This is a genomic window from Litoreibacter ponti (genome assembly GCF_003054285.1).
Lineage (GTDB): Bacteria > Pseudomonadota > Alphaproteobacteria > Rhodobacterales > Rhodobacteraceae > Litoreibacter > Litoreibacter ponti.
Window position 1 is genome coordinate 622,892 of record NZ_QBKS01000001.1, and the last position, 23,844, is coordinate 646,735.

A 23,844-nucleotide genomic window follows, 5' to 3' on the forward strand; every position below is an offset into this window, starting at 1 on the left:
CTGCGGGGCGCTGTTCATCTTACTGGGCGGCGAGCGCTGCGGGCTTCGACGGATCTTCCTTGTTGGGATAGACCAGCCCGGCGGAGATCACGAGCTTGGCCGCATCCTCGACGCTCATATCAAGCTCGATGACATCGGATTTGGGCACAAACAGCAGGAAACCGGAGGTCGGGTTGGGCGTCGTCGGCAGAAAAATCGACATGATATCTTCGTCGACGCCGATGCCCCGGTCGATCTCGCCCTTTGCTTTTGTCGAGATGAAGGCAATCGCCCAGATGCCCCGGCGGGGATATTCAACGAGGCAGGCCTTCTCGAACGACGTTTCACGCTGCGAGAACACGGTCTCTGCGATTTGCTTGAGGCCATTGTAGATCGAACGCACGACCGGCATGCGGTCGACAAGACCCTCGCCCCACCGCAGGAAAGATCTGCCCAGAAATCCCTTGGCCATCCAGCCCACCACCATGGTGAACAGAAGGAAAAATACCACGCCCACGCCACGCAAGTTGATGCCGATATACTGCTCCGGCCGATAGGAATACGGCACGAAGGGCAAAACCCATCCATCGATCCAGCCCACAACGGTCCAGATCAACCACAAGGTCAGGCCGATGGGCGCAATCACCACGAGCCCGGCCAGGAAGTTGCCGCGCGCGCGCGCAAACAGCCCCGGGCGATAGGGGCGTTTTGGCTCTTCTTCGTCAGGCAACAGGTTCGGCACCACTAAATCTCTCGCTAAGCTCCGCCTAGATTTATGGGCTTGCGCCGGGCATCACAAGTGAGACGAGGCCCTGATCACGCAATTGAGCGCTATTTAATCAGCTCGCGGGATATTGCGGCGGCCAGACGGGCATTGTTGAGAACAAGGGCGATATTTGCCTCCAGCGAACGGCCTTCGGTCAGCTCGAAAAGGCGCTGCAGCAGAAATGGGGTGACGGCCTTGCCATCGATGCCTTGGGTGTCTGCCTCGCGCAGCGCCTGTTCAATAAGCGGCGCGAGCGCCTCTTTTGGGATCTCGGCCTCGCGCGGGATCGGGTTGGCCACCAGTTGCCCACCGGGCAGGCCCAAGGCGGCCCGTGTCTTGTGCGCATGGGCAATGTCCGACGCACTATCCATACGCAGCGGGGCGGTCAGGCCGCTGTCGCGCGACCAGAAGGCGGGCAGGGCGTCCTGGCCATAGGCGATAACCGGAACGCCCAGCGTCTCCAGCACCTCAAAGGTCTTGGGCAGGTCCAGGATAGCCTTGGCCCCCGCAGCAACCACCGTAACCGGGGTTTGCGCCAGTTCCTGCAGATCGGCGGAGATATCAAAGCTCTGCTCAGCGTCCTTGTGCACGCCGCCAATGCCGCCCGTGGCAAAAACCGCAATGCCCGAGAAAGAGGCCGCGATCATCGTGGCGGCCACGGTCGTGGCCCCTGTGCCGCCCATGGCGATGCAGGCGGCCATGTCCGCGCGAGACAGTTTTGCCACGCCTTTCGCGCGGCCCAGCGTGTCGAGTTGGTCGGGGGTCAGCCCGATATGCAACGCGCCCTCCAGCACCGCGATGGTTGCTGGGACGGCGCCTGCGTCGCGGATGGCTTGCTCGACCTGCCGGGCGGTCTCGACATTCTGCGGGTAGGGCATCCCGTGGGTGATAATGGTGCTTTCAAGGGCCACGACGGCCCTGCCGGCATCGCGCGCGCTGGCGAGTTCGGGGGAGAAATGGAGCGGGATCAATAGCTGTCTCCGGAGATATAGGTGGCGCAATCGGCCAGGCCTTGTGTCAAGGCGGCGGCGGGGTCCATCCCGCGCGCCTCTGCCGCGATATGGGCCGCCATGAACGTGTCGCCTGCACCGGTGATGCGCTTGACCTCGACCTCCGGCGGGGTCTGGGTCACGCGTTCCGAGTGCGTGGCAAGGGTTGCGGGCAAGCCGCCATGGGTCACCACCGCGCGCGCTAGCCCGTCCCCGAGCAGCGCCTGCGCCGCCGTGGCGCTGTCGGCGAAATCCGCATCAATCAGCAGGCCCGCTTCCTCCAGATTGACGTAGAGCGTCGCGGATGGATGGCTGAGGAACGGGCGCAGACGCTCGGCCTTGCCGGGCGAGGCCGGGGCCAAGCGCAGGTCGCAGGCACGAAAGGCCGGATCGATGGCAATAGCAGATAGCAGCTCTTCGGTCAGGTTGCCGTCCAGCGCGATAAGCCCGTCCCACCCCTTCAACGCGCCGATGCGCAGCGGCGCAAGGATCGCGTCGCCCGCGTCTTCCAGCGACTGCGCATCGGCGATGGCCGCGATCAGCCCGTTGCGGCCCTCGATGGCCATGTAGCGGTCGGTGGGGTTGTCATAGGAGCGATGGATATGGTCGCACAGCATGCCAAGCCGGGTGCATTCGCCCATCAGCTCGTCCCCTTCGGCATCCTGACCGATGGCGGTCAGCAGCGCGGGCGTCATACCGTAAGCTTTCAGCGCCATGGCGATATTCATCGCGACGCCGCCGGGGATGCGGGTGATGCGGCCGGGTCTGTCGTGCCCGACGCACATCTCTTTATCAAAGCGGCCGATGATGTCCCACAGCACCGCACCGATGCACAAAATGTCAGGTGTCTTTCCCATGGCGCCTTATGGGCGCCCGAAGCCAGAAGTTTCAAGACCCTAGGCGTAGGCGCTTGCCCCCCAACCACCTGCGGGCGGGCGACTTTCGGGCACACGCCAGATTGGGCGACAACGCTCTATCGCCGCGATACTGTCGGGCCAGGTGCGCCGCCCGCGGGCGGTGGCGAAGTGGAAATCCGCGTAAGCGTCGGCGAATTTCTCCTGATCGTTGTTGGTGCCGCCCGGAGCGTGACGGTGTACGCGGGCGCAAATGGCATCGTAGCCCGGCCGGTCATTGAGTTGCATCCAGCTGAAAGCGTGATTGGTCCAGTCCACGACATGGCCCATTTCGTGCAGCAGCGTGTAATTCAAATCCAGCGTGGTCTGGTTGATGCGCCGCGAGAAGCTGTCGTAGTCCAGCACAATCGAGTAGCCCGGCCCGCTGGTGCGACCGGGCAACGCGTTGGTGCTGCCGCCGGAGCCCGCGCGCTGACGCAGCTCGACATAGGACAGTCCCGAGACATGGTGAGCGGGCAGGCTGCACAGGGTGTTTTCGAGACGCAGCCGCTGAGCGCGGGTAATACTAAGGCCGCGGCGCTCCATGCTGGGATGCGAGCGCAGCGGCAAGACACGTCCGTGGGCTGTGAGCTGCATGGTGGTCCTCCCATATCATCTGAGACGGCGGGGACAGCGTATCATATCACGCCGCCCCCACCTAATCCGCGCCTTCCCTGACACGGGTCTCAAGGCCGCTTCAGCGGCTGTTCGCTCTACTCGAAGATCGAGCCGAAGTCGCCGTCGCCCAGATCGCTGATAGGCGAAGGATCCTCAGAGGCCGAGGGAATGCTCGGTTCGCTGATTGCTGGGGTAGACACGGTGACAGCACCGCCATCGCCTTCGCCGCCTTGAAAAGTGGTGTCGGATTTGCCGACGCCGCAGCCCTTGGAGATGCTTTTGGGCATCTGCATCGGCGGAAGGTCCAGTTTGGCATTGAGATACGCCATGATCTCGCGGTCGCGGAAGAACATGGTGCGCGTCAGGCCTTGCTCGCCCATGCGGATGTCTTCGATCTTTCCGGGCTCAACAAGACGCAGCACGGGCTGGAACAGGCCGGGTGCGGTTTGCACGTTGCAGCGCATGGCCTCCATCGCGGATGCCTGGGGGGCGGACGCGGCAAGGGCCATGGTGAATGCGGTGGTGAGTGTGCGAAGGGTCATCATAAAATACCTCGAATTTGGAAATGGTTAATGTCCCGAACGCTAGGGCAGGGCCTTGGCTGCGACCAGACCGCGGCCGCGTTTTGCACGGCCCGCTCACACCCAACTCACGCCTTGCGCACGATTGGGGCATATTTTGCTTGCGGGGCAGGGGGAGACGGGTTACTCAGCGCGCACTTCGCAGGCGGGGTCGGGCACGACGGGGAGACATCCCGAAGGGTCCACCGGTTGTGGCAATCGTCACTCACTCCCCGCCGAGGCTTAAACCGGAAAGGAAAACGGACATGGCTTTGCCAGAATTTTCGCTCCGTCAGCTGCTTGAAGCTGGCGTACACTTTGGTCACCAGACCCAGCGTTGGAACCCCCGTATGGAGTCGTATATCTACGGCGCCAAGAACGGCATCCACATCATGGACCTGACGCAGACCGTCCCCATGCTGGACCAAGCGCTGCAGGTCGTGCGCGACACCACCGCCAAGGGCGGCCGCATCCTGTTCGTCGGCACCAAGCGTCAGGCACAGCGCCCGATTGCCGAGGCTGCCGAAAAATGCGCGCAGTACTACATGAACCACCGCTGGCTGGGCGGCACGCTGACCAACTGGAAGACCGTGTCGAACTCGATCAACCGCCTGAAGTCGATTGACGAGGCGATGGAGACCGGCTTCTCCGGCCTGACCAAGAAAGAGCGTCTGGGCATGGAGCGTGATCAGGGCAAGCTGCAAGCATCCTTGGGCGGTATCCGCGAGATGGGCGGCACGCCCGACCTGCTGTTCGTCATCGACGTCAACAAGGAAGACCTCGCTATCGCCGAGGCCAAGAAGCTGGGCATCCCGGTTGTGGCCGTGGTCGACACCAACTGCTCGCCCGAAGGCATCGACTACCTGATCCCGGGCAATGACGACGCATCGCGCGCCATCTCGCTCTACTGCGATCTGGTGGCCCGTGCGGCGCTTGACGGCATGTCCGCCCAGATGGGCGCGGCTGGCGTTGACATCGGCGCCATGGACGAGGCCCCCGTCGAGGAGGCCGTGGCCGAAGAGGCTGCTCCGGCAGCCGAGGCACCGGCAGAGGGCTAAACGCCCCCGTCACCTTACCTGATACCCGAGGGCCTTACCGGCCTTCGGGATTAACCTTCTACCCATAGGAGAAACCAAGATGGCGATTACCGCTGCAATGGTGAAAGAACTGCGCGACTCGACCGGCGCAGGCATGATGGACGCAAAGAAAGCGCTGACCGAGACCGATGGCGACATGGAAGCCGCCGTGGACTGGCTGCGCACCAAAGGCCTGGCGAAGGCCGCCAAGAAATCCGGCCGCACCGCCGCGGAGGGCCTCGTGGCCGTCAAGGTCGACGGTGGCGTGGGTGTCGCCGTGGAAGTGAACTCCGAGACCGACTTCGTCGGCAAAAACGCCGATTTCCAGTCGATGGTGGCCGACATCGCAAATGTCGCCACCGGCGTGGGCTCGACCGAAGAGCTGGCCGCGGCTGATCTGGGTGGCAAGACCGTCGGAGACGTGATCACCGACAAGGTCGCCACCATCGGCGAGAACATGTCCCTGCGCCGCATGGCCCGTCTGGAAGGCACCTCGGTCGTCTCCTACGTGCACAACGCAGCCGCGGACGGCATGGGCAAGATCGGCGTGCTGGTCGCACTGTCCGGCGACAACGAAGCCTTCGGCAAGCAGGTCGCGATGCATGTCGCTGCAGTGAACCCCGCAGCCCTGTCGGAAGCCGACATGGACCCGGCCGTGGTCGAGAAAGAGAAGACCGTGCAGATGGACATCGCCCGCGAAAGCGGCAAGCCCGAAGCCGTCATCGAGAAGATGATCGTGGGCCGGATGAAGAAGTTCGTCGCCGAGTCGACCCTACTGAACCAGCAATTCGTCGTGAACCCCGACCTGACCGTCGAGGCCGCTGCCAAGGAAGCCGGCGTCGAGATCACCGGCTTCAAGCGTCTTGAAGTGGGCGAGGGGATCGAGAAGAAAGAAGAGAACTTCGCGGAAGAAGTGGCAGCCCAGCTGAACCGCTAACCGATTCGCGATAGTGATACGAAAAAACGGCGCGCCGGGGGGACCCTGCGCGCCGTTTCTTTGATCAGGGCCCCACGCTGGGGATGATGGGCCCCTGTCTCAGGGAGGAAAACGGCACCTATCGAAGCTGTCGAAACCTCCGATAAAGCGCGTAACCAATCGGGATAAACCCGACCAGACGCATTCCTTGAAATTGCAAGGTGCACCCTGGCAATGTTCCACGGCCGAAACCGTCACTCTAGGAACACTTCGAGACTGCCGCCGCAGCGCGGAAAAGCAAAGTAAGGCAATCCGTACCTGCCGTCCGTCCTACGCGACTTGCAGCCCTACCGCGGCCCGTCCGGCGTCCGTTTTCAAAGAGAAATCCGTGCCCCTATGGTCCAGCGCCCCGCCTTCGGCCAGCCACGCAATCGCGCGTGCCACCCAGTCGGGCGGAATGTGATCCGACGGCTCCAACTGGCTTACGGGGTTGATGCCGCTGGCCTTGATTTGCACCTGCATCTCGGTGGCCACGGTCCCCGGGCTCAGACCGACGCAGGTGATACCATGGTCCCGATACTCGCGGTCGGTCACGCGGGTCAGCAACAACACGGCCGCCTTTGAGGCGCAGTAATGTGACCACCCTTCGAGTGCAGAGGTCGCAGCCCCGGAAGAGATGTTGATGATCGTTCCGTGCCCCTGAGCCAGCATCACGGGCAGGGCCGCGCGAATCCCGTGATAGACGCCCTTGATGTTCACGTCCATCACGTGGCCCCAGGCGTCCGGATCGCTCTCGGCGATCCGCGCGATCGGGTCGATCAGCCCTGCATTATTCACCAAGATGTCGACGCTGCCGAACTGCGTATTGGCGCGCGTTACAAGCTCTTTGACCTGATCAAAATCGGCGACATCGCAGGGCAGGGCGAGCGCCTTGCCCCCATCACGCGCGATCTCGGCTGCGACATTCGCAAGCTTGTCGGCATTGCGCGCCGCAAGCGCGACATTGGCCCCGAGCCCTGCGAGGTGGCGCGCAGTGGCCGCACCGATCCCTTGGCTCGCACCCGTGATGATAACAGTTTTTCCAGCTACTTCAGTCATTTGGATTTAATCCCTTATCGTTGTGCGTGAATGACCCGAACGGTATTGCTCCGCTGCACTGAGAAAAACGCTGGATTAGACATCATATTCGTGCGATTTTTGCATGAATGGATACAGCTGCCCTGTCATTGCTCAACGACGTCGCGCGCCAAGGCAGCTTTGCGGAGGCCGCGCGGCTTCTCGACCGTGATCCAAGTGCGGTGTCGCGCGCGGTGGCTGACGTCGAAGCACGGGTCGGGATACGGATCTTTCACCGCTCGACGCGTCGTCTGAGCCTGACGGAAGAGGGCGCGCGCTACCTTGCCCGGATCACACCGTTGATCGAAGCGCTTGAGGACGCAACCGAAGAAGCCCGCACGGCGGCGGGTACGCCACAGGGCCACGTCCGCCTCACCTGCTCGGTCGCATACGGGGTCGAATGTCTTGTCCCGCTTCTGGACGATTTTCGCGCGCGCTATCCGGACATCTCGCTGGAGATGGATCTGTCAGACACCCCTCGCGACCTGATTCAAGGCCGTTTCGATCTGGCCTTGCGTCTGGCACCTGCGCCCAAGGGTGATCTGATCAGCCGCAAACTTTCGCGAACGCGCTACCATGTCTGCGTGTCACCGTCCTGGCTGGAGCACAACAAGGCCCCAGGTCATCCCAACGAGCTGGCAGGAACAAGCTGCCTGCTGCAAAGCCTGCCGGACTACCGCAGCCAATGGCGCTTTCGGGATCGGTCAGGGAAGGTCCATGACGTTCCAGTGCAAGGCGCTCTTACCCTTTCGAGCCCGCTTGCGCTGCGATCCGCCGCGCAGCGGGGGCTGGGTCCGGCTTTGCTCGCCGATTGGCTGGTGAAGGACCAAATGAAGATCGGGCAACTCGTTGCCCTGCTCGATGCGTATGATGTGAGCGCGACGACCTTTGAGACGGGTGTGTGGGCGCTCTACCCATCAAGATCACTTATGCCGCGCAAGGCACGGGTATTGCTTGATTTTCTAGCGGAAAGACTTGGGAACTAGCGCTCAATCAGGAAGAACTGGTTCTGGCTCGAGGCCTTCAGGATCGCTTGCGCCGTGGTGTCCACGTCCAGGGTTTCACGCGCCAGCCGCAAGTGTTTTTCCACCGTCGCAGGGTTCAGTCCCATGATCGTCGCGGTGTCCTGGATGGTCTTGCCATCGGCGACCCATTCCAACACTTCACGCTGTCGGGTGGTAAGGGGACGGCGCTGCCCGGTCGTGTGCGGCAGCTGGGCCACTTTCAGGTGCATCACCGAATTCGCAAGCTCGATGTCGCGCCCGTGCTCGGCCCAGGTTGCATCGACCTCGTCCTGGGTGAGGCCGCGGCGGGCGGTCATGCCGATCGCAGCCTTGGCGCGCAGGGAGACATCGTGGAAGCTGACCGTGTAGCCCGCCGTCACATCAAGGCTCTGGTTGAGCGCGATCACCTTCATCTCGTCGGGGGTCAGCTTTCCGGTCATGGCCAGCTCGGCGATGTAGCGCCAGCTGCAGGCGCCGACATTCTCAGCCGCCCAGGCCACCATAGGCCCCGTGAAATAGGCCCCGTCGCCCACGAAATGCTCGACATAGGCCGGGTCGTGGTTGGTCAGGATCAGCGCGTCCTGCAGGTCCCCAAGCGATGTGCCCGTGCGAAAGCGGGTGTAGCCGTAGATCAGCCGGTCGAAGCCGTATTCGGCCATCTTGGCCGTGTGGAGGTTCCAGACTTCCTCAAGCGACGTGGTCGCGACCACTTGAGCGAGGTGCGCGTCGATCATGCCCCCACACCCAGATGCGCCGCCAGCGCGTCAAGCGCCAGCGTGTAGCTGGTCGCGCCAAATCCGGCGATTTGTCCGATGGCGACCGAGGCCAGGTAGGAACGGTGACGAAACGGCTCGCGCGCATGGATGTTGGAAAGATGCACTTCCACAGTGGGAAGCTCGACCGAGGCGACGGCATCCATGATCGCGATCGAGGTGTGCGTGTATGCGCCCGCATTGATCACAAGCCCCGCATGGGTGCCGCGCGCAGCGTGGATCGCATCAATGAGCGCGCCTTCGTGGTTGCTTTGCATCGTCTCGACCGTCAGCCCGATTTGGGCCGCATGGCTACGGCACAAGCCCTCGATGTCCGCGAGGGTCACCGAGCCATAGACCTCGGGCTGGCGGGTCCCAAGGAGATTGAGATTTGGTCCATTCAGGACAAGCACAGAGGACATCGACAGATCCTTCCAACGTGCAAATGTTTAAGCCTTGCGAAACAGCCTGTCGAGAGGGGCGATCGATTATTGTCAGGCTTGCATTTCCTATCATTTGCGCTGCCGCAGCTTTCGCACCAAAGGCATCACGTTGCCGGAGAACCCGAGTGTATGCGCAAATGTTGTAAGTTGAGCGCTTTGCGGCTACATACCTAGTACATGTAATGCCTTCCTGCAGTCGCAGCCTGTCGCTGTGACCGTAGAAGATGAAATTGCGTATCACGAAAATTCAACTGTCGCGCCCCGTGTTGCGGACCCGATGATTGGGAAGGTTGCCGATACTCTCGAGCACGTCCATTGCAAGTGTGGCGTGACCCTCGTTCGGTGTCTGGTGCTCAATCCCGCCCGCAAAAGACAGTGCCATACCGATGCGATTTTCCCTGACAAAGGACGATGGACCATGCCTGCACTGCTACCCGGATCGATAAGCTCTGTGACGCTTGATCCGAAGACTGCGCCCAAGGCGCTTGATTGGACCGTCCTCCTTGGGCTGGCTGCCCTCATATCAATGCTGTGCCTCGCGATGCCTGCTCCGGCACAATCCATCCCCGAGAATGCCAGCGCCAAAAGCTACGGTGACGGCTGGGAATGCGATATCGGCTTCCGACCCTCCGGGACCACGTGCGAGACCGTCACCGTCCCGGACAACGCCTATGGCACAGCGCACAGATACGGTCGCGGCTGGGAATGCGCGCACGGATTCAGGTTGCGTGACGAAGCCGCGTGCGAGCAGGTGGCAGTCCCCGATGGCGGCTATCTTGATGCGTCCGGTGTCAGCTGGCGCTGCTTGCGTGGCTTCGTGAAAGTCGGGGAGACATGCGAGAAAGTCGTCATACCGGAAAACGCGTATCTGTCCGAAAGCTCTTACGGGTCCAACTGGTCCTGCAATCGCGGATACGAGGCGAAAAAAGGGCTCTGCATTGCGATCGTTGTCCCGGAAAACGCGTACCTGAATGCCTCGGGCTACGGACAGCCCTGGACCTGCGAGCGTGGGTTCTTTCAGGCCGGCGATCTATGCGAAGCCGTCGCGATCCCAGCGAACGCCTATTTCGATGATCGGAGCTACAGCAAGGGCTGGCGCTGCGAGAGAGGTTTCGCGGCTACGAGCAAAGGCTGCAATGCCATCGAAATCCCGGCCAATGCCCATCTCGACAGGTCCGGAAATCGTTGGGAGTGCGACAAGAACTTCCAGAAATCGAGGGGCGCGTGCGTTCTGAGAAACTAGCCGCATGTCCCACCCGCCGCGCCGGGCGGCCCGCAAAGACCGCAGCAGAACCGCCCCGCGGATCAGTGAAATTGGAGAAGAGACCATGAAAACCGAATTCAAGGCCACAAACACCATTCGGCGTCCCGTCAGCGGCGCGCAGGCGCCACCGCGGATGCGGAAGGACCGGTCCAATACAAAAGACACTCAGAATGCGCCGCCGCCCAACGCGATTGTCTATTGCGAAGGCAATTTCGCCAAGATCGACGGCAAGACCGCAAACGGTCTGGTGCGTCATTCTCAAGCCTACCGGATCCTGTCGGTCATCGACAGCACCCATGGTGGCGCAGATAGCGGCCTGGTTCTCGACGGCGCGGTGAATGATATTCCGGTCTTTAGCTGCCTTGATGAGGCCGTCGTTCATGAAGCAGCGATCCCTGATACGCTGATCTACGGAATGGCCCCGTCCACGGGCAGGCTATCGCGCGAGGATCGCGGCGTCGTTCTGGACGCGATTGCCTTCGGCATGAATATCGTAAGCGGCTTGCACGAATACCTCAGCGATGATCCGGAGATTTCCGCCTTCGCCGACAAGCGCGGGATCAAGATCCGCGATATTCGCAAGCCTAAATCCAGCAAGAACATGCGTCTGTTCGACGGAAGCGTCGCGGATGTCCGAGCCCTGCGCATCGCGGTCCTGGGAACGGATTGCGCCATCGGCAAGCGCACAACCGCCACCGTGCTGGCGCGCGCCCTGAATGAAAAGGGCATCAAGACCGTGCTTGTCGGCACCGGTCAGACAGGCCTGATGCAGGGCGCGAAATACGGCGTGGCAATGGACGCGATCCCACCTCAATTTTGCTGTGGTGAGCTTGAAGGCGCAATCGTCGCGGCCTCAGACGCGGAAAACCCGGACGTCATTCTGATCGAAGGGCAGGGGGCGCTCAGCCACCCGGCCTTTTGCACCTCCGCCTTCATCCTGCGCGGCAGCCAGCCTGACGCCGTGATCTTGCAGCACGCGCCCAAGCGGTCCCATCGCTGCGATTTTCCGACCATGCCGATGCCGACGCCGCAAAGCGAGATTGCTCTGATCGAGGCATTTTCCGAGACCAAGGTGATCGGCGTGACGCTCAACCATGAAGCTATGTCCGAGGCCGAAGTCACCGCCGCCATCACGACCTATGCGCAAGAGCTGGGGCTCCCCGTGACCGATGCGCTCAGCCGCCCGGACGCCCATCTGTGCGCCATGGTCGTCTCCGCCTATCCCGGCTTGCTGCATGAGCCACCGGTGGCAGCCGCATGAGCAGCCCGCGCATCGAGGTCGATCTGGAGAAGGTGCGGAAAAACACCCGGACGCTCGCCCGACGCCTCAACGTACAAGGCATGACTGTCACGGCGGTGAGCAAGGCCGTCTGCGGCGACCCAATGATAGCTCAGGCCATGATCGACGGCGGCGCGGCGGGCTTGGCCGAGGCGCGCCTGAGCAATGTCCGGCGCTTGCGGGCCGCGGGTCTGACCTGCGCGATCACGCTGATCCGGACCCCGCTGCTTAGCCAGGCTGCCGAGGTCGTCCGGCTTTGTGATGCAAGCTACAACACAGAAAGTGTCATCATCGCCGCCTTGGCCGCCGCGGCGTTGGGCGAGGATCGTGTGCACGATATCATCTTGATGGTCGAAATGGGCGATCTGCGCGAAGGCGTCATGCCCGAAGACCTGAGCGCACTTGCACAGCGGGTGATGGACATGCCCGGCGTCGCGCTGAAAGGGATCGGTGCGAACTTCGCCTGTCTGAGTGGCGTGGCCCCGAATGCGAGCCAAATGCGCGCGCTGTCCGCGCTGGCCAACGACACGGAAGCCCTGTGCGGGCCGTTTCTTCAAACGGTTTCGGGCGGCAATTCGGCAAGCCTGCCATGGGCGTTTGGCAAAACCGCACGGGGCCGGATCAATGATCTTAGGGTAGGGGAGGCGATCTTGTTGGGGGTAGATCCGGTCTCTGGAGACCAGATCGGCGGCTTGTACCGGGATGCCTTCGCCCTTTTCGCCGAAGTGATCGAGACGGATGAAAAGCCTACACGATCGCAACCCTGTCTCATTGAAACGGGTTACGCCAAGCCGCGGCTCGTCTCGAACATTGCGCCGGAAACCCGTGTAATCTTGGCGATGGGGCTGCAGGACACGGACATCCACCGGCTGTCCATGCCCGCCGGATACACGCTGGTCGGCGCGACGAGTGACCACCTTGTGATCAGCACCGCGCGCGCGGCGCCTCGGGTCGGATCGGAGCTTAAGTTTCACATGAATTACAGCGCACTCATGCGCGCAGCCGCCGCCCCAGATGGCGACATCGTGGCGCATATCCGGCGCCCCCCGTCAGATAATACGCGCGACCCAAGCGCACCCAGACATCTGGCAATGGTCTGACACGAAAACCGAAGATGCCGATCTATGACAGCCAAGGAGACACCCGATGACGCAACGACAAAAACCCAAGGTGATCGAGGTTCTACTGACCAAGCCGGAAACGGCCATGGAGAAGACCACGCGTATCGCCATGAAGATGCTTGATGAAGAGGCCGAGCAGAGGAAGGCCAAGAGCGACCGGCTTCGCATCGCCCGGCAGGAACGCGACGCCAATACATCCATTGAGGAGGCACGGGCCGAGCGCAAGGCGCGCAAGACAAGAGCCGCGCCAAAGCGATGACAGACCCAGAAAACGGCTCCGTGAGCATCCATTACATTTGCCAAAGCTATGTCGAGCAATCGCCCGGGCGCGCTGGCCTGAAGATCGGCAAGCAGCTGAAATACAAGACCGCGGCGGAAGCGGAAGACCGGGCCGAGCGGGAATTGCAATCAGAGAGCTGCGTGGGCGCCGACGCCTACATGATCAGCGAAGACCACGACAGCGGCGAGGTCGGCGCGCCAAGCTTTCTTGTCAGACTGGGACGTGTTCCGGAGATTGATGACATCTAGGGCGCTAAAATCTGACTATAGCTGGAAAGTTAAACCTGATGGATCATGCCGAAAAACTATCTGCTCATTACGCTCACGGCGGCCTTTTGACCGCCATTCGGGCGGGGCTTGAGGCGCAGGGCATCGCGCCGGAAAACGCCAGTGTCGAGGATCTTGCGCCGGTCGATGAATTTCACATCGGTGGGCGAACCGCGACGGCACATCTTCTGGGCCAACTCGCGATCAAGCGGTCTGACGTGATCCTGGACATCGGGTGCGGCTTGGGCGGCGCGGCGCGGTTTGTCGCGAAAACCTATGGCGCAAGGGTCGTAGGGCTCGACCTGACAGCCGAATACATTGAGACGGGGCAGGTGCTTTGCGATTGGGTTGGACTGTCAGAGCGTATCGAACTTGTACACGGGAGTGCGCTGTCTGTGCCATTTGAGGCGGGACATTTTGATGGAGCCTACATGATGCATGTCGGCATGAACATCGACGATAAGCGGTCATTGTTTGCCGAGATTTCGCGCGTACTCAAGCCCGGGGCGAAATTCGGCATCTACGATATCATGCAAACAAACGATGACGATCTGGCGTATCCTGTCCCTTGGGCGACGACGTCCGAGACCAGCTGGTTGGCACGCCCTGACGCGTACCGCACGGCGCTAGAAAGCTGTGGGTTTTCCGAAGTAAGGGAGAACAATCGCCACGCGTTCGCGATGGAGTTCTTCAAAAAGATGAAGGCCGCAAACGCCGGCAGAGACGCACCTCCGCCGTTGGGCTTGCATGTTCTCATGCAGCAATCGGCGCCGGAAAAGATCGCGAACATGGTGGCAAACTTGGCCGCGGATCGGATTGCTCCCGTAGAGATGCTCGCGGTTAAAGAAGGCTGACTGGGGAATCTCGAACAAGGCGCGACTGTTTTCGTCTTGTAGACCGGTAGGTTAAGTGGGGGATGCGTTGCGGTCAGTTTCAATTTTCGCACAGCTGCAGTCTATATTGCTTATAATCAGTATTATGTAACGTATTTATATTGAAGCAATATCAGATTGTTACACAACACACCTAATATCAAGGCTTCGACGGCACCCGTTCGCCGCGATCAAATGCTTCCCAGCCCTCACCATTGAAAACATCAACGCCCAGCTGCGCCAGCACGTGCGGGAAATCGACCATAACGTAATTGTCCACGATCTTTCCGTCGACGACCTTCCAGAAATCCATGTAGCGGATTTCGATCCGCTTGCCCGTCGGCGCGACGCCCATGAACGTGCCGCCATGGGTGGCCTCCTGTCGCCCGAACGCTGCGGCCCATTCGCCCATGTAAAGCCGCGCCTCGTCGATGCAGACCTTGTTGTGGAACGCGGCCTGGAACGGCTTTTGCCAATTCTCCTGGAACTCGCGCACGCCGTGCTTGGTGCCGCAGCCAGTGTTTCCCATCCAGCGGAACCCTTCGGAGAAGAACTCATCGATGCCGACGATTTTGTGGTCGTTCAGGCCATCGACCATGGCTTCGATCACTTGGCGTGTCTCGTGCGTTTTGCTCAGATCCGTGTCGCGGGTCAGGACGGCTTGTTCGGGGCGCTCTCCGGGCATTTTCGCCTCCTAGTCAGGGCTTTAGCCCAAGGCGTACCCTGCCCCACGCACGGTGCGCAAGATGTCTTCGCCGCCCTTGGAACACAGCACTTTGCGCAAACGACCAACATGGACGTCGACGGTGCGCGTGTCGACATAGATATCGCGGCCCCAAACCCGGTCGAGCAGCTGTTCGCGTGACCAGACGCGCCCGGGACGTTCCATGAAGGTTGCAAGCAGTCGAAATTCGGTAGGCCCAAGCTTCAGCGGTTCATCAGCACGAAAAACGCGATGCTCCTCCAGATCCATCACCACGTCTTGAAATTCGAGACGCTGACCCACGGTCGCGGGCCGCGTGCGGCGCAGCTGCGTACGAATGCGCGCCAGAAGCTCGGCCACCGAATAAGGTTTCACAACATAATCGTCAGCGCCCGTTTCCAACCCGCGCACGCGATCATTTTCTTCGGACCGGGCCGACAGCATAATCACCGGAATGCGCATCGTCTCGGGGCTGACTTTCAACTGCCGGCAAATCTCGATGCCAGAGACATTCGGCAGCATCCAGTCCAAAACCACCAGATCCGGCGTCTCTTCGCGAACCTTCAAGAGCGCCTCATCGCCGCTTTCGGCGGTTTGGACAAGATAACCCTCGGCCCGGACATTATAGGCCAGAACCTCCCGCTGGGCGGGATCATCTTCCACCACAAGAACAAGAGGTTGCGCGACCATGCTAATGTCACTCCGCGCCGGTCGCGTAGGGGGTCTTGTCTTCCTTTTCGCGATCCTCGTCCGGCAGCTCGCCGGTGACAAGGTAGATGACCTGTTCGCAGATCGACGTCACGTGGTCGCCCATCCGTTCGATGTTCTTCGCGATAAAATGCAGGTGCATGCACGCGGTGATATTGCGCGGATCTTCCATCATGTGCGTCAGGAACTCGCGAAACAGCGCGTTGTACATCTGGTCGATCTCGCTGTCGCGCTGACGCACGTCCTCGGCCAGCGCCACATCGCGCTGGATATAGGCGTCGAGCGCGTCCTTCAGCATCAGGTTCACCGACTGGGACATGCGCCGGATCGCCCCGCCAGTGCCATTGATTGCGGGCATCTCGGAAAGCACCGACGTGCGCTTGCCAAGGTTCTTGGCGTAGTCGCCCATACGCTCAAGATTGCCGCTGATCTTGAGCACCGACAGCACCGTGCGCAGATCGCCCGCCGTAGGAGCACGCATGGCGATGACCCGGGCCACGTCGGAGGCGACTTGTTCCTCCAGCGCATCGATCAGCTTGTCGTTGCGGCGCACCTGCTGGGCCAGCTCGGTATCGCGCATCTCCAGCGCGCGCGCGGCGTCGGCCATGGCGGTCTCAACCATGCCGCCCATTTTCATAATCTGCGCTTGAATGCCTTCGAGATCACGATCAAAGGCGGACGCAATATGTCCAGTTTCCATGTCTAGTGTCCCCTACCCGATCCGGCCGGTGATGTAGCTTTCAGTCCGGCTGTCTTCGGGGTTTGTGAAAATCTTGTCGGTCTCACCGTATTCCACGAGGTTGCCCAGATGGAAGAAGGCGGTCTTCTGGCTGACGCGCGCGGCCTGCTGCATCGAGTGGGTCACGATGACCACCGTGTAGGTCTGGCGCAGCTCATCGATCAGCTCTTCCACCTGCGCGGTGGCGATCGGGTCCAGCGCCGAGCACGGCTCGTCCATGAGCAACACCTCAGGCGCCGTCGCGATGGCACGCCCGATGCACAGGCGCTGCTGCTGGCCGCCCGACAGGCTGGTGCCCGGCTGGTCAAGCCGGTCTTTGACCTCGTCCCAGATTGCCGCGCGCCGCAGGGACTGCTCGACGATCTCGTCCAGCTCGGCCTTGTTCTTGGCGAGCCCGTGAATGGACGGCCCATAAGCCACATTATCATAGATCGACTTCGGGAACGGGTTGGGCTTCTGGAACACCATGCCCACCCGGGCGCGCAGCTGCACCGGATCGACGGAGCTTGCGTAGATATCTTCGCCTTCCAACCGCAAATCGCCGGTCACCCGGCAGATATCAATCGTGTCGTTCATCCGGTTGATGCAGCGCAAGAAGGTGGACTTGCCGCAGCCCGACGGGCCGATAAAGGCTGTGACCGCCTTGTTCTCGATCTCGACGGAGACGTCCTTGATGGCGTGGTTGTCGCCGTAGAAGACGTCGATACCCTTCGCCTCAATCTTGATCTCTTTGGACATCGTCCGCTCCATATTCCGGGTATTACTTGTGTCGAGCATAGCCATCACCACCGTCTTTCAAAGCGTTTGCGCAGGAACACCGCGATGGCGTTCATCACGACGAGGAAAAGGAGCAACACGCAGATCGCGGCTGCCGTGCGTGCCTCGAACGCGCGCTCGGGGAAGTCGGACCAGCGGAAGACCTGAACCGGCAGCACGCTGGCGCTGTCGGTGATGCCTTGCGGGATATCCACGATAAAGGCCACCATGCCGATCATGATCAGCGGCGCGGTCTCGCCAAGCGCCTGGGCCATTCCAATGATCGTTCCAGTCAGGATGCCGGGCATCGCCAGCGGCAGGACGTGGTGGAAGGTCGCTTGCAAGGGCGACGCCCCCAGACCCACGGCCGCATCACGGATCGACGGCGGCACGGCCCGGATCGCTGCGCGGGACGCGATGATGATCGTGGGCAGGGTCATCAGGGCCAGCACGATACCACCCGCAATAGGAGCCGAGCGCGGCACGCCGAAAACGCCAAGGAACACCGACAGGCCGAGCAGGCCGAACACGATCGACGGCACCGCAGCCAGGTTGTTGATGTTGACCTCGATGAAGTCGGTCAGCTTGTTCTTGGGTGCGAATTCTTCAAGGTAGATCGCAGCCAGCACCCCGATGGGGAAGGCCAGCGCGAAGGTCACGAGCATGGTCCAGAACGATCCCACAACGGCCCCCCAGATGCCCGCCAGCTCGGGCTCGCGGCTGTCGCCCGCCGTAAAGAAGCGGGTGTTGAAGACCACATCGACCCTGCCCTGATCGCGCAACTGCTCGATCCAGACGATCTGGTTGTCGGATACCTTGCGCGACGCCTCTGGCAGGTCGGTCGTGTAGAGCTGCCAATCGTCAGAGACCGATACGTCCCCGTCGAGCGGGATCAATGGCTCCGCGATGCCGCCTGCGGGCGTGATCCGGGTCATCTTCAGCCAGCTGCCCGCGACGTTGATCAGCACGGACCGATTGTCTTCGCTCAACTCTTCGTCGCCGCCGGGGGCCGCGGCGCGGGCTTCCAGATCGACGGCCTGGGCGAGGAATTGATCACGCGCCGCGGCGCGGGCTTCGGCCAGTTTTTCATTCTTCTCACGCTCTTCGACCGTCTCCGCCGCCTCTGCCCGGCGGGTAAATTCGACCACGCCGTTTTCCTGCAACCGCGCCTGGCCACGGACCTTGCGCGCCTCTGTAATCAGACCTTCCTTGACCCGCTCCAATGCCACTTCGAAATCAGGCGCAGTGGAGGAGACGCGGTAAGCATCGCCATCCTCGGACAGGGTCAGCTGGCCTTCGACCTCTTTCGCGACGAAATTGCCGTAGGCGCCCTTGAGGTACAGATCCGTCACGTCCGAGGCCAAGAGCGGAAAGGTAATCGTCTCGCCCACAAGGCTCGGGTTGGCGGCGACGTGATCGGCCAGCTCGAACGGCGCGCCCGCGGATGTCAGATCATAAAGCTCGCGCCGCGTGGTGCGGCCTTTGGCGTTCGGGAACTGCTCCTTCAACATGTCCTTGACCAGCCCGGTAAAATCGCCACGGCGGATGATGCTTGCATCACCGGTGCCCTCCGGGTCGATCTCGGACGCATCCAGCGTCACGGGCATGGTCAGGTAGGTCTCCGTCAGCGCGCCACCGGCCTTGGTAAAGACGGAGCCGAGCAGCGCCACAAGCGCCGCGCCCGCGAGGAACAGCGCGAGGATGCCGTAGGCCTTCAGTCGGGTTTCCGCCGCGCGACGGCGCGCGATGCGCTTGCGAGAGGCCTCGCCCGAATGCATGTCCGTCAATGCTGTCATATCAACCATCGGATCAGGCCCCTAGTCGTAGAGTTCGCGGTATTTGCGCACGATGCGCTGCGCGACAATGTTCATCAGCAGCGTGACGCAGAACAGGGTGAAGCCCAGCGTGAAGGCAGGACCCGCCGCGGTCGAGGCTTCCGTGTCGCCGGTGATCAGCATCACGATCTGCACGGTCACGGTCGTCACGGCCTCCAGCGGGTTGGCGGTCAGGTTGGCCCCCTGCCCTGCGGCCATCACCACGATCATCGTCTCGCCCACGGCGCGGCTGACGCCCAGCAACACGGCCGACACGATGCCCGGCAGCGCAGCGGGCAGCACAACCTGGCGGATCGTTTCGGCCTTGGTCGCGCCCAGCCCGTAAGAGCCGTCGCGCAAGGATTGCGGAACCGAGTTGATCACGTCGTCGCTCAGCGACGAGATAAAGGGGATGATCATGATCCCCATGACGATGCCCGCGGCCAGTGCGCTTTCAGAGGCGATGGTCAGCCCGATGCTCTCGCCCGAATTGCGGATGAACGGCGCCAGCGTGATCGCGGCGAAGAAGCCGTAGACGACCGTCGGGATACCGGCCAGCAACTCCAGCATCGGCTTGGCCCAGGCCCGCGTGCGGTTGGAGGCGAAATCGCTGAGGTAGATCGCAGCAAGCAAGCCGATGGGCACGGCCACTAGCATGGCAATGACAGTGATCAGCAGCGTGCCTGCAAACAGCGGAATCGCGCCCACCTTGTCCGGGTCCAGTTTGCCCGCCTGCACGCCCGATAAAGGCGACCAGGTGGTGCCGAACAGGAACTTGTGGACCTGCCACTCGATGTTGTTGAAGAAGTTGATCGTCTCGAAGATCAGCGACATCACGATGCCAACCGTCGTCGCCACCGCGATGGCCGCCGTCAGCAACAGGATGCGGCGGATGATCGTCTCGGACCGGTTGCGCGCGCGCCAATCGGCGGCGATCTTGCCATAAGCCCACAGCCCCCCCAGCAACGCCGCAATGGCCGACAGGATCACCGTGCCCCAGTCATGCAGCGCGTCGCGCGAGGTCACCAATGCGGCGATTTCCTCGCGCAGCGCATCCGTCTTCGAAGGGATGCCGCCCGCTGCGATTGCGCGCGCATCCGACAGGACCAGCTGCGCCTCGATCGGCGACAGGCCCGGCTCCGCGGCCATGATCGCGCCCATCAGGCTGTTCTCCACCCACGCGCCCCAGACCAGCCCGACCACGATCAGCACCGCCAGACCGCACAGGCCGCTCAGCAGCAGCGCCAGCGTGCCGTGGTAATTCGGGCGGGAGTGCAGCAGCCGCGTCTCGCCAGAGACCACCGAGATGGCCCGCGCCCGGCCCAGCACGAAGAAGGCCAGCGCCAGTGCCAGAATGGCGAAGAAGGTCAGTGTCAGCATCCGTCCCCCACGAGGATTAGCAGCGGTGTCTCTGCGGGCCGCACCGGGCCCAATTGGCGCGTCGTATCAGATGGATCGGGGGGCGCAATACTGCACCCCCCGGCCCTTTTGTCACATCGGCAAAGCGGCTACTTCCACTCGTCACCTGTCATCTTGGTCAGCGATGCCACGTTGCCCGAAATCGTCTCGAACTGCTCTTCGGGCAGTGGGATCAGGCCCTTGTCGACCAGGTAGCCCTCTTCACCCGCGGCGTCCTCAGACATGAACTCGTTGGCGAATTCCTGAAGGCCGGGGATCACGCCGACATGGGCGTTCTTGATGTAGAAATACAGCGAGCGGGAGACCGGGTAGTCGCCCTCGGCGATGTTGTCAAAGGTCGGCTCAACGCCGTCCACGGTCGAGCCCTGCAGAACGTCGGAGTTCTGGTCCAGAAAGGAGAAGCCAAAGATGCCCAAGGCGTTGGGGTTGGCTTCCAGCTTGGAGACGATCAGGTTGTCGTTCTCGCCCGCTTCCACATAGGCGCCATCTTCGCGGATGGTGATGCCCTCACATTCGATGCCTGCGCCCTCGCAGCCCTCTTCCATGACCAGCTCATTGAACGCGTCACGGGTGCCGGAGCTGGGCGGAGGCCCGAGCACTTCGATCTTGATGGCAGGCAGCGACGGGTCCACGTCGGACCACCTCTCGGGCAGCGGGCCCTCGGCGGCCAGCGCTGTGACGATCTGCTCGCGGGTTACGGCAAACACGGGGCCGCCCTTGGCGTTGGCCATGACGATGCCGTCAAATCCCACGATGGCTTCGGTCACGTCGGTCACACCGTTCTCATTGCATTGCTGGAACTCTTTTTCCTTCATGCGACGCGACGAATTGGTGATGTCTGGGTGCTGTGTGCCGACACCGGCACAAAAGAGTTTCAGGCCGCCGCCGGAGCCCGTGCTCTCGACAACAGGGGTTTGGAAATCGGTGGAGCGCCCGAACTGCTCGGCCACAGCGGTCGAGAACGGGAACACGGTTGAAGAACCGACTACGCGGATCTGGTCGCGGGCATCTGCAGCGGTGGCAGCGGCGGCAGCAAGGATGGCGGCAGAGGCCACGGATTTTGTGAACGACATTAGGTCACTCCTGTTTGTCATCTCGAACACCACAGCCCTCGCGGCAGCGGTATCTGAGACAGGTTCTAGGAACCCGGTGTCGACCTTTTGTGAAGGTTTGGTAACGGTTTTATGACACCGCTAGATATTGTGCCAAGCGGTTCATCAGCCCTGCGGAAAAATCACTGAGAACACGCTTCCAACCCCTTGATCAGATGTTATTTTCAGCCTTCCGCGATGGCGGTTGACGATATGTTTCACAATCGCCAGCCCGAGCCCCGTTCCGCCCTTCGCGCGGCTGCGGTCGTCATCGATGCGGTAGAATCGCTCGGTCAGTCGGGGAATATGAATCGGATCGATTCCCGGGCCCTCGTCTCGGATATCGACGCGCACTGCTGGCTGCCGCAGGGTCGGGTCGCGCTCGATCAGCGACAGGCTCACATGAATGGTCTTTTCAGGCCCGCCGTATTTGATCGCGTTCTCGATCAGGTTGATGAACAGCTGGATAAGCTGGTCGCTGTCACCACGGATCGGCGCGGCCAGGGTCAGGCCTTCCGTCTCAACACCAACGTTTGCCTCCTGCAACTTTCCTTCAAGCGTTGCCAGGACCGAGCGCAGAACCGCCTCCACCCCAACCTCGGCCCGCGGACGCACCCGCTCATCGACCTCGACCCGGCTGAGCGACAGCAAATCCGACACCATGCGGCTCATCCGCTGCGCCTCATCGGCCATGATCGCAAGAAACCGCTCTTGGGCCGCCGCGTCATCCTTTGCCGGCCCGCGCAGGGTCTCGATGAAGCCGATCAGACCCGTGAGCGGCGTGCGCAGCTCGTGGCTGATATTGGCAATGAAGTCGCGGCGCATGAGTTCGCTTTCTTCGCGGTGCGAGCGGTCCTCAAAACTCACGACAGCGCCGCCCCCGTCCATGGGATGCGCGCGCATCTCATAGCTGACCTCGCCCGAGAGACCAGAAAGGAGAAACCGCGCATGCCCCGGTTGGCGGTCCCGCATCGCGCCGTCGAGCGCCGCCAGAACCGGTGCCTGACGTAGAAGCGACACCGCATTCTGACCAACCGGATCATGGCCGAACATCTCAAGGGAGGCGGGGTTCGTCCGGGTCACCGCGTAATCCGGAGCGACAAGCAGCACAGGCAACGGAATACCCGCCAGGATCGCGCTCTCATCCATGCTCCGGGCCTCCTCTGCGAAACTTTAATACAGTCTGACAACCGTTGGTTTTAATTCTCTTATACTTGAATCTTTCGAGCAATCAGAGCACCGCGAATCCGCGTTCAAACTCGGCCTTGAGCAGCTCAATCTCCTCGACCCCGACCGAAACCCGGAAGAAACCTTCTGTGATCCCCAACGCGGCCCGGCCTTCAGGCGTCAGCCCGCGATGGGACGAAGATGCCGCGTGGCTGACGGTCGTGCCGATATCGCCAAGTGTCGGGGCGAAGTTCATCTCCGGCATCGCTCGGGTCAAGGCGTTCGCCTGATCCCGACCGCCCTTCAAGCGAAAGCTCACCATATTCCCGAACCGACCGCGCAGAAGGTCACCCGCCCGATTATGATCGGGATGGTCGGCCCGCCCGGGATAGAGCACCGCATCGAGCCCCGGCAGCCCTGCGATATGCTCCGCCAGGGCGGCCGCGTTTTCCTCGGCCCGATCATAGCGCAGGTTGAACGACATGAGGCCCCGCTCCGCCATCCAGCAATCATAGGGGCTGGGTGTCAGACCCAGTGTGATGATCGTGGTCGAGATCGCCTCCGCATGATCTCGATCCTTCGCCGCGACATAGCCCAGCATCGCGTCGGAATGCCCGGCCATGAGCTTGGTCACCGAGTGGATCACAACGTCGGCGCCGTGATCGAATGCCTTGAAGGCGCGTGGGGTGGTGAAAGTATTATCCACCACCAGGATCAGCCCGTGCTTTTTCGCAATCGCCGCGATCCCTTCCATGTCGGCCACTCTCAGCGTCGGGTTCGAGACGACCTCGACAAGGATCAGCTTCGTTGCTGGCGTGATGGCCGCCTCAATCGCCGCCGCATCGGTCGGATCGGCCAGCGTCGCCGTAATCCCGTACCGCGGCAAATCCTGCGTCAACATGCGCAGCGAGCGGCCGTACAGCTGGTCGCCACCGATGATGTGGTCGCCCTGGCGCAAAAGCCCGAGCATTGTCGCCGTCACCGCCGCCATGCCGGAGGCCGTGCACCAGCCGCCGGACACGCCTTCCATCGCATCGATCTTCGAGGCCAGCACAGACGCGTTCGGATGGCCCTCGCGCGAATAGGTATAGCCGAAAGCGCGACCTTCATACTGTGCGTCCAGCGTATCGGGGTCCGGCGAGGCGTACACGACGGATGGCTGCAGCGGTGTGGTCACCGCCCGGCTCACGCTTTCGGGAAACGCCGGCCTGCGCGCAAGCTCGGAGACGTCTTTGGTCATAATTGCTGTCCTT

27 protein-coding genes are annotated in these 23,844 nt (G+C 61.9%); 9 read left to right on the forward strand and 18 right to left on the reverse strand.

The features are described from left to right. Positions 1-19: 19 nt before the first annotated feature. The 5 genes from C8N43_RS03220 to C8N43_RS03240 form a co-directional block, all read right to left on the reverse strand. A complete protein-coding gene (locus C8N43_RS03220) occupies positions 20-724 on the reverse strand; it encodes a DUF502 domain-containing protein (RefSeq protein WP_425437028.1) in 705 nt (234 codons plus the stop codon). An 86-nt stretch (positions 725-810) separates the two neighbouring features. Further along, a complete protein-coding gene (locus C8N43_RS03225; protein ID WP_107844230.1) occupies positions 811-1,716 on the reverse strand; it encodes a pseudouridine-5'-phosphate glycosidase in 906 nt (301 codons plus the stop codon). Continuing rightward, complete coding sequence (locus C8N43_RS03230; RefSeq protein WP_107844231.1) at positions 1,713-2,591, reverse strand: PfkB family carbohydrate kinase; 879 nt, start codon at positions 2,589-2,591, stop codon at positions 1,713-1,715. Before C8N43_RS03230 ends, C8N43_RS03225 begins: the two co-directional genes overlap by 4 nt. A gap of 39 nt (positions 2,592-2,630) precedes the next feature. Further along, on the reverse strand, positions 2,631-3,224 hold the full coding sequence (locus tag C8N43_RS03235; protein ID WP_107844232.1) for a hypothetical protein: 594 nt from the start codon (positions 3,222-3,224) through the stop codon (positions 2,631-2,633). Between the two features lie 116 nt (positions 3,225-3,340). Next, on the reverse strand, positions 3,341-3,787 hold the full coding sequence (locus C8N43_RS03240; protein ID WP_146174149.1) for a hypothetical protein: 447 nt from the start codon (positions 3,785-3,787) through the stop codon (positions 3,341-3,343). Positions 3,788-4,071: 284 nt separating this feature from the next. Here C8N43_RS03240 and rpsB point away from each other — a divergent pair, with 284 nt between their 5' ends. Then, positions 4,072-4,863 (forward strand): 30S ribosomal protein S2, encoded by a 792-nt coding sequence (gene rpsB, locus C8N43_RS03245; RefSeq protein ID WP_107844234.1) that lies wholly within the window; start codon positions 4,072-4,074, stop codon positions 4,861-4,863. A 79-nt stretch (positions 4,864-4,942) separates the two neighbouring features. Further along, positions 4,943-5,818: a translation elongation factor Ts gene (gene tsf, locus C8N43_RS03250; RefSeq protein WP_107844235.1), complete on the forward strand. Its 876-nt coding sequence runs from the start codon at positions 4,943-4,945 to the stop codon at positions 5,816-5,818. 309 nt (positions 5,819-6,127) lie between these two features. On the opposite strand, the gene C8N43_RS03255 is transcribed toward tsf, so the two are convergent. After that, a complete protein-coding gene (locus tag C8N43_RS03255; protein ID WP_107844236.1) occupies positions 6,128-6,895 on the reverse strand; it encodes an SDR family oxidoreductase in 768 nt (255 codons plus the stop codon). A 107-nt stretch (positions 6,896-7,002) separates the two neighbouring features. Here C8N43_RS03255 and C8N43_RS03260 point away from each other — a divergent pair, with 107 nt between their 5' ends. Continuing rightward, positions 7,003-7,899, forward strand: coding sequence for a LysR family transcriptional regulator (locus C8N43_RS03260; RefSeq protein ID WP_107844237.1), 897 nt, complete (start codon positions 7,003-7,005; stop codon positions 7,897-7,899). On the opposite strand, the gene C8N43_RS03265 is transcribed toward C8N43_RS03260, so the two are convergent. From C8N43_RS03265 to C8N43_RS19875, 3 genes are all read right to left on the reverse strand, one after another. Next, a complete protein-coding gene (locus C8N43_RS03265; RefSeq protein WP_107844238.1) occupies positions 7,896-8,651 on the reverse strand; it encodes a LuxR family transcriptional regulator in 756 nt (251 codons plus the stop codon). The two genes, C8N43_RS03260 and C8N43_RS03265, sit on opposite strands and share 4 nt — an antisense overlap. After that, a complete protein-coding gene (aroQ, locus tag C8N43_RS03270) occupies positions 8,648-9,091 on the reverse strand; it encodes a type II 3-dehydroquinate dehydratase (RefSeq protein ID WP_107844239.1) in 444 nt (147 codons plus the stop codon). Before aroQ ends, C8N43_RS03265 begins: the two co-directional genes overlap by 4 nt. Positions 9,092-9,359: 268 nt before the next feature. After that, positions 9,360-9,494: a hypothetical protein gene (locus C8N43_RS19875; RefSeq protein ID WP_281257869.1), complete on the reverse strand. Its 135-nt coding sequence runs from the start codon at positions 9,492-9,494 to the stop codon at positions 9,360-9,362. A gap of 36 nt (positions 9,495-9,530) precedes the next feature. Here C8N43_RS19875 and C8N43_RS03275 point away from each other — a divergent pair, with 36 nt between their 5' ends. The 6 genes from C8N43_RS03275 to C8N43_RS03300 all read left to right on the forward strand — a co-directional run bounded on the left by C8N43_RS03275 (position 9,531) and on the right by C8N43_RS03300 (position 14,176). After that, positions 9,531-10,355, forward strand: a complete 825-nt coding sequence (locus tag C8N43_RS03275; protein WP_107844240.1) for a hypothetical protein — start codon at positions 9,531-9,533, stop codon at positions 10,353-10,355. An 85-nt stretch (positions 10,356-10,440) separates the two neighbouring features. Next, the gene (locus tag C8N43_RS03280; RefSeq protein ID WP_211308553.1) at positions 10,441-11,637 is read left to right on the forward strand and encodes an N-acetyltransferase DgcN family protein; all 1,197 of its coding nucleotides are present in this window, start codon (positions 10,441-10,443) and stop codon (positions 11,635-11,637) included. Then, entirely contained in the window at positions 11,634-12,755 is a 1,122-nt protein-coding gene (locus C8N43_RS03285) for an alanine racemase (protein ID WP_107844241.1), read from the forward strand. Before C8N43_RS03280 ends, C8N43_RS03285 begins: the two co-directional genes overlap by 4 nt. A 46-nt stretch (positions 12,756-12,801) precedes the next feature. Then, on the forward strand, positions 12,802-13,035 hold the full coding sequence (locus tag C8N43_RS03290; RefSeq protein ID WP_107844242.1) for a hypothetical protein: 234 nt from the start codon (positions 12,802-12,804) through the stop codon (positions 13,033-13,035). Beyond that, positions 13,032-13,304: a hypothetical protein gene (locus tag C8N43_RS03295; protein WP_107844243.1), complete on the forward strand. Its 273-nt coding sequence runs from the start codon at positions 13,032-13,034 to the stop codon at positions 13,302-13,304. The genes C8N43_RS03290 and C8N43_RS03295 overlap by 4 nt, the downstream gene beginning before the upstream one ends. A gap of 38 nt (positions 13,305-13,342) precedes the next feature. Next, positions 13,343-14,176: a class I SAM-dependent methyltransferase gene (locus C8N43_RS03300; protein ID WP_107844244.1), complete on the forward strand. Its 834-nt coding sequence runs from the start codon at positions 13,343-13,345 to the stop codon at positions 14,174-14,176. Between the two features lie 178 nt (positions 14,177-14,354). Here the strand turns inward: C8N43_RS03300 and C8N43_RS03305 are convergent, their stop codons facing one another. From C8N43_RS03305 to C8N43_RS03345, 9 genes are all read right to left on the reverse strand, one after another. Next, complete coding sequence (locus C8N43_RS03305; protein ID WP_107844245.1) at positions 14,355-14,879, reverse strand: ester cyclase; 525 nt, start codon at positions 14,877-14,879, stop codon at positions 14,355-14,357. A gap of 21 nt (positions 14,880-14,900) precedes the next feature. After that, positions 14,901-15,587 carry a phosphate regulon transcriptional regulator PhoB gene (gene phoB, locus C8N43_RS03310; protein ID WP_107844246.1) on the reverse strand — a complete coding sequence of 229 codons (687 nt, stop codon included), beginning with the start codon at positions 15,585-15,587 and terminating at the stop codon, positions 14,901-14,903. A 7-nt stretch (positions 15,588-15,594) separates the two neighbouring features. Further along, the gene (gene phoU, locus C8N43_RS03315; protein ID WP_107844247.1) at positions 15,595-16,305 is read right to left on the reverse strand and encodes a phosphate signaling complex protein PhoU; all 711 of its coding nucleotides are present in this window, start codon (positions 16,303-16,305) and stop codon (positions 15,595-15,597) included. A gap of 12 nt (positions 16,306-16,317) precedes the next feature. Next, positions 16,318-17,082, reverse strand: a complete 765-nt coding sequence (gene pstB / locus C8N43_RS03320) for a phosphate ABC transporter ATP-binding protein PstB (RefSeq protein ID WP_281257870.1) — start codon at positions 17,080-17,082, stop codon at positions 16,318-16,320. Between the two features lie 44 nt (positions 17,083-17,126). Continuing rightward, positions 17,127-18,905: a phosphate ABC transporter permease PstA gene (gene pstA, locus C8N43_RS03325; protein ID WP_211308555.1), complete on the reverse strand. Its 1,779-nt coding sequence runs from the start codon at positions 18,903-18,905 to the stop codon at positions 17,127-17,129. A 12-nt stretch (positions 18,906-18,917) separates the two neighbouring features. Then, positions 18,918-20,294, reverse strand: coding sequence for a phosphate ABC transporter permease subunit PstC (pstC, locus tag C8N43_RS03330; RefSeq protein ID WP_107844248.1), 1,377 nt, complete (start codon positions 20,292-20,294; stop codon positions 18,918-18,920). A 128-nt stretch (positions 20,295-20,422) separates the two neighbouring features. Next, complete coding sequence (locus C8N43_RS03335) at positions 20,423-21,406, reverse strand: PstS family phosphate ABC transporter substrate-binding protein (RefSeq protein WP_107844249.1); 984 nt, start codon at positions 21,404-21,406, stop codon at positions 20,423-20,425. Positions 21,407-21,550: 144 nt separating this feature from the next. After that, positions 21,551-22,573: an ATP-binding protein gene (locus C8N43_RS03340; RefSeq protein WP_107844250.1), complete on the reverse strand. Its 1,023-nt coding sequence runs from the start codon at positions 22,571-22,573 to the stop codon at positions 21,551-21,553. Between the two features lie 82 nt (positions 22,574-22,655). Then, on the reverse strand, positions 22,656-23,831 hold the full coding sequence (locus C8N43_RS03345; RefSeq protein WP_107844251.1) for a trans-sulfuration enzyme family protein: 1,176 nt from the start codon (positions 23,829-23,831) through the stop codon (positions 22,656-22,658). Positions 23,832-23,844 lie beyond the last annotated feature (13 nt).

Coding starts and splice junctions, on each gene's coding strand:
- C8N43_RS03340 (WP_107844250.1), bottom strand. CDS start 22,573: ATGGATGAGAGCGCGATCCTGGCGGGTATTCCGTTGCCTGTGCTGCTT.
- rpsB (WP_107844234.1), top strand. CDS start 4,072: ATGGCTTTGCCAGAATTTTCGCTCCGTCAGCTGCTTGAAGCTGGCGTA.
- C8N43_RS03230 (WP_107844231.1), bottom strand. CDS start 2,591: ATGGGAAAGACACCTGACATTTTGTGCATCGGTGCGGTGCTGTGGGAC.
- C8N43_RS03260 (WP_107844237.1), top strand. CDS start 7,003: ATGGATACAGCTGCCCTGTCATTGCTCAACGACGTCGCGCGCCAAGGC.
- tsf (WP_107844235.1), top strand. CDS start 4,943: ATGGCGATTACCGCTGCAATGGTGAAAGAACTGCGCGACTCGACCGGC.
- C8N43_RS03275 (WP_107844240.1), top strand. CDS start 9,531: ATGCCTGCACTGCTACCCGGATCGATAAGCTCTGTGACGCTTGATCCG.
- C8N43_RS03280 (WP_211308553.1), top strand. CDS start 10,441: ATGAAAACCGAATTCAAGGCCACAAACACCATTCGGCGTCCCGTCAGC.
- C8N43_RS19875 (WP_281257869.1), bottom strand. CDS start 9,494: ATGGCACTGTCTTTTGCGGGCGGGATTGAGCACCAGACACCGAACGAG.
- C8N43_RS03240 (WP_146174149.1), bottom strand. CDS start 3,787: ATGACCCTTCGCACACTCACCACCGCATTCACCATGGCCCTTGCCGCG.
- phoU (WP_107844247.1), bottom strand. CDS start 16,305: ATGGAAACTGGACATATTGCGTCCGCCTTTGATCGTGATCTCGAAGGC.
- C8N43_RS03300 (WP_107844244.1), top strand. CDS start 13,343: ATGGATCATGCCGAAAAACTATCTGCTCATTACGCTCACGGCGGCCTT.
- C8N43_RS03290 (WP_107844242.1), top strand. CDS start 12,802: ATGACGCAACGACAAAAACCCAAGGTGATCGAGGTTCTACTGACCAAG.
- C8N43_RS03335 (WP_107844249.1), bottom strand. CDS start 21,406: ATGTCGTTCACAAAATCCGTGGCCTCTGCCGCCATCCTTGCTGCCGCC.
- C8N43_RS03255 (WP_107844236.1), bottom strand. CDS start 6,895: ATGACTGAAGTAGCTGGAAAAACTGTTATCATCACGGGTGCGAGCCAA.
- pstC (WP_107844248.1), bottom strand. CDS start 20,294: ATGCTGACACTGACCTTCTTCGCCATTCTGGCACTGGCGCTGGCCTTC.
- C8N43_RS03295 (WP_107844243.1), top strand. CDS start 13,032: ATGACAGACCCAGAAAACGGCTCCGTGAGCATCCATTACATTTGCCAA.
- C8N43_RS03285 (WP_107844241.1), top strand. CDS start 11,634: ATGAGCAGCCCGCGCATCGAGGTCGATCTGGAGAAGGTGCGGAAAAAC.
- C8N43_RS03235 (WP_107844232.1), bottom strand. CDS start 3,224: ATGCAGCTCACAGCCCACGGACGTGTCTTGCCGCTGCGCTCGCATCCC.
- pstB (WP_281257870.1), bottom strand. CDS start 17,082: ATGTCCAAAGAGATCAAGATTGAGGCGAAGGGTATCGACGTCTTCTAC.
- aroQ (WP_107844239.1), bottom strand. CDS start 9,091: ATGTCCTCTGTGCTTGTCCTGAATGGACCAAATCTCAATCTCCTTGGG.
- C8N43_RS03265 (WP_107844238.1), bottom strand. CDS start 8,651: ATGATCGACGCGCACCTCGCTCAAGTGGTCGCGACCACGTCGCTTGAG.
- phoB (WP_107844246.1), bottom strand. CDS start 15,587: ATGGTCGCGCAACCTCTTGTTCTTGTGGTGGAAGATGATCCCGCCCAG.
- C8N43_RS03345 (WP_107844251.1), bottom strand. CDS start 23,831: ATGACCAAAGACGTCTCCGAGCTTGCGCGCAGGCCGGCGTTTCCCGAA.
- C8N43_RS03305 (WP_107844245.1), bottom strand. CDS start 14,879: ATGCCCGGAGAGCGCCCCGAACAAGCCGTCCTGACCCGCGACACGGAT.
- pstA (WP_211308555.1), bottom strand. CDS start 18,905: ATGGTTGATATGACAGCATTGACGGACATGCATTCGGGCGAGGCCTCT.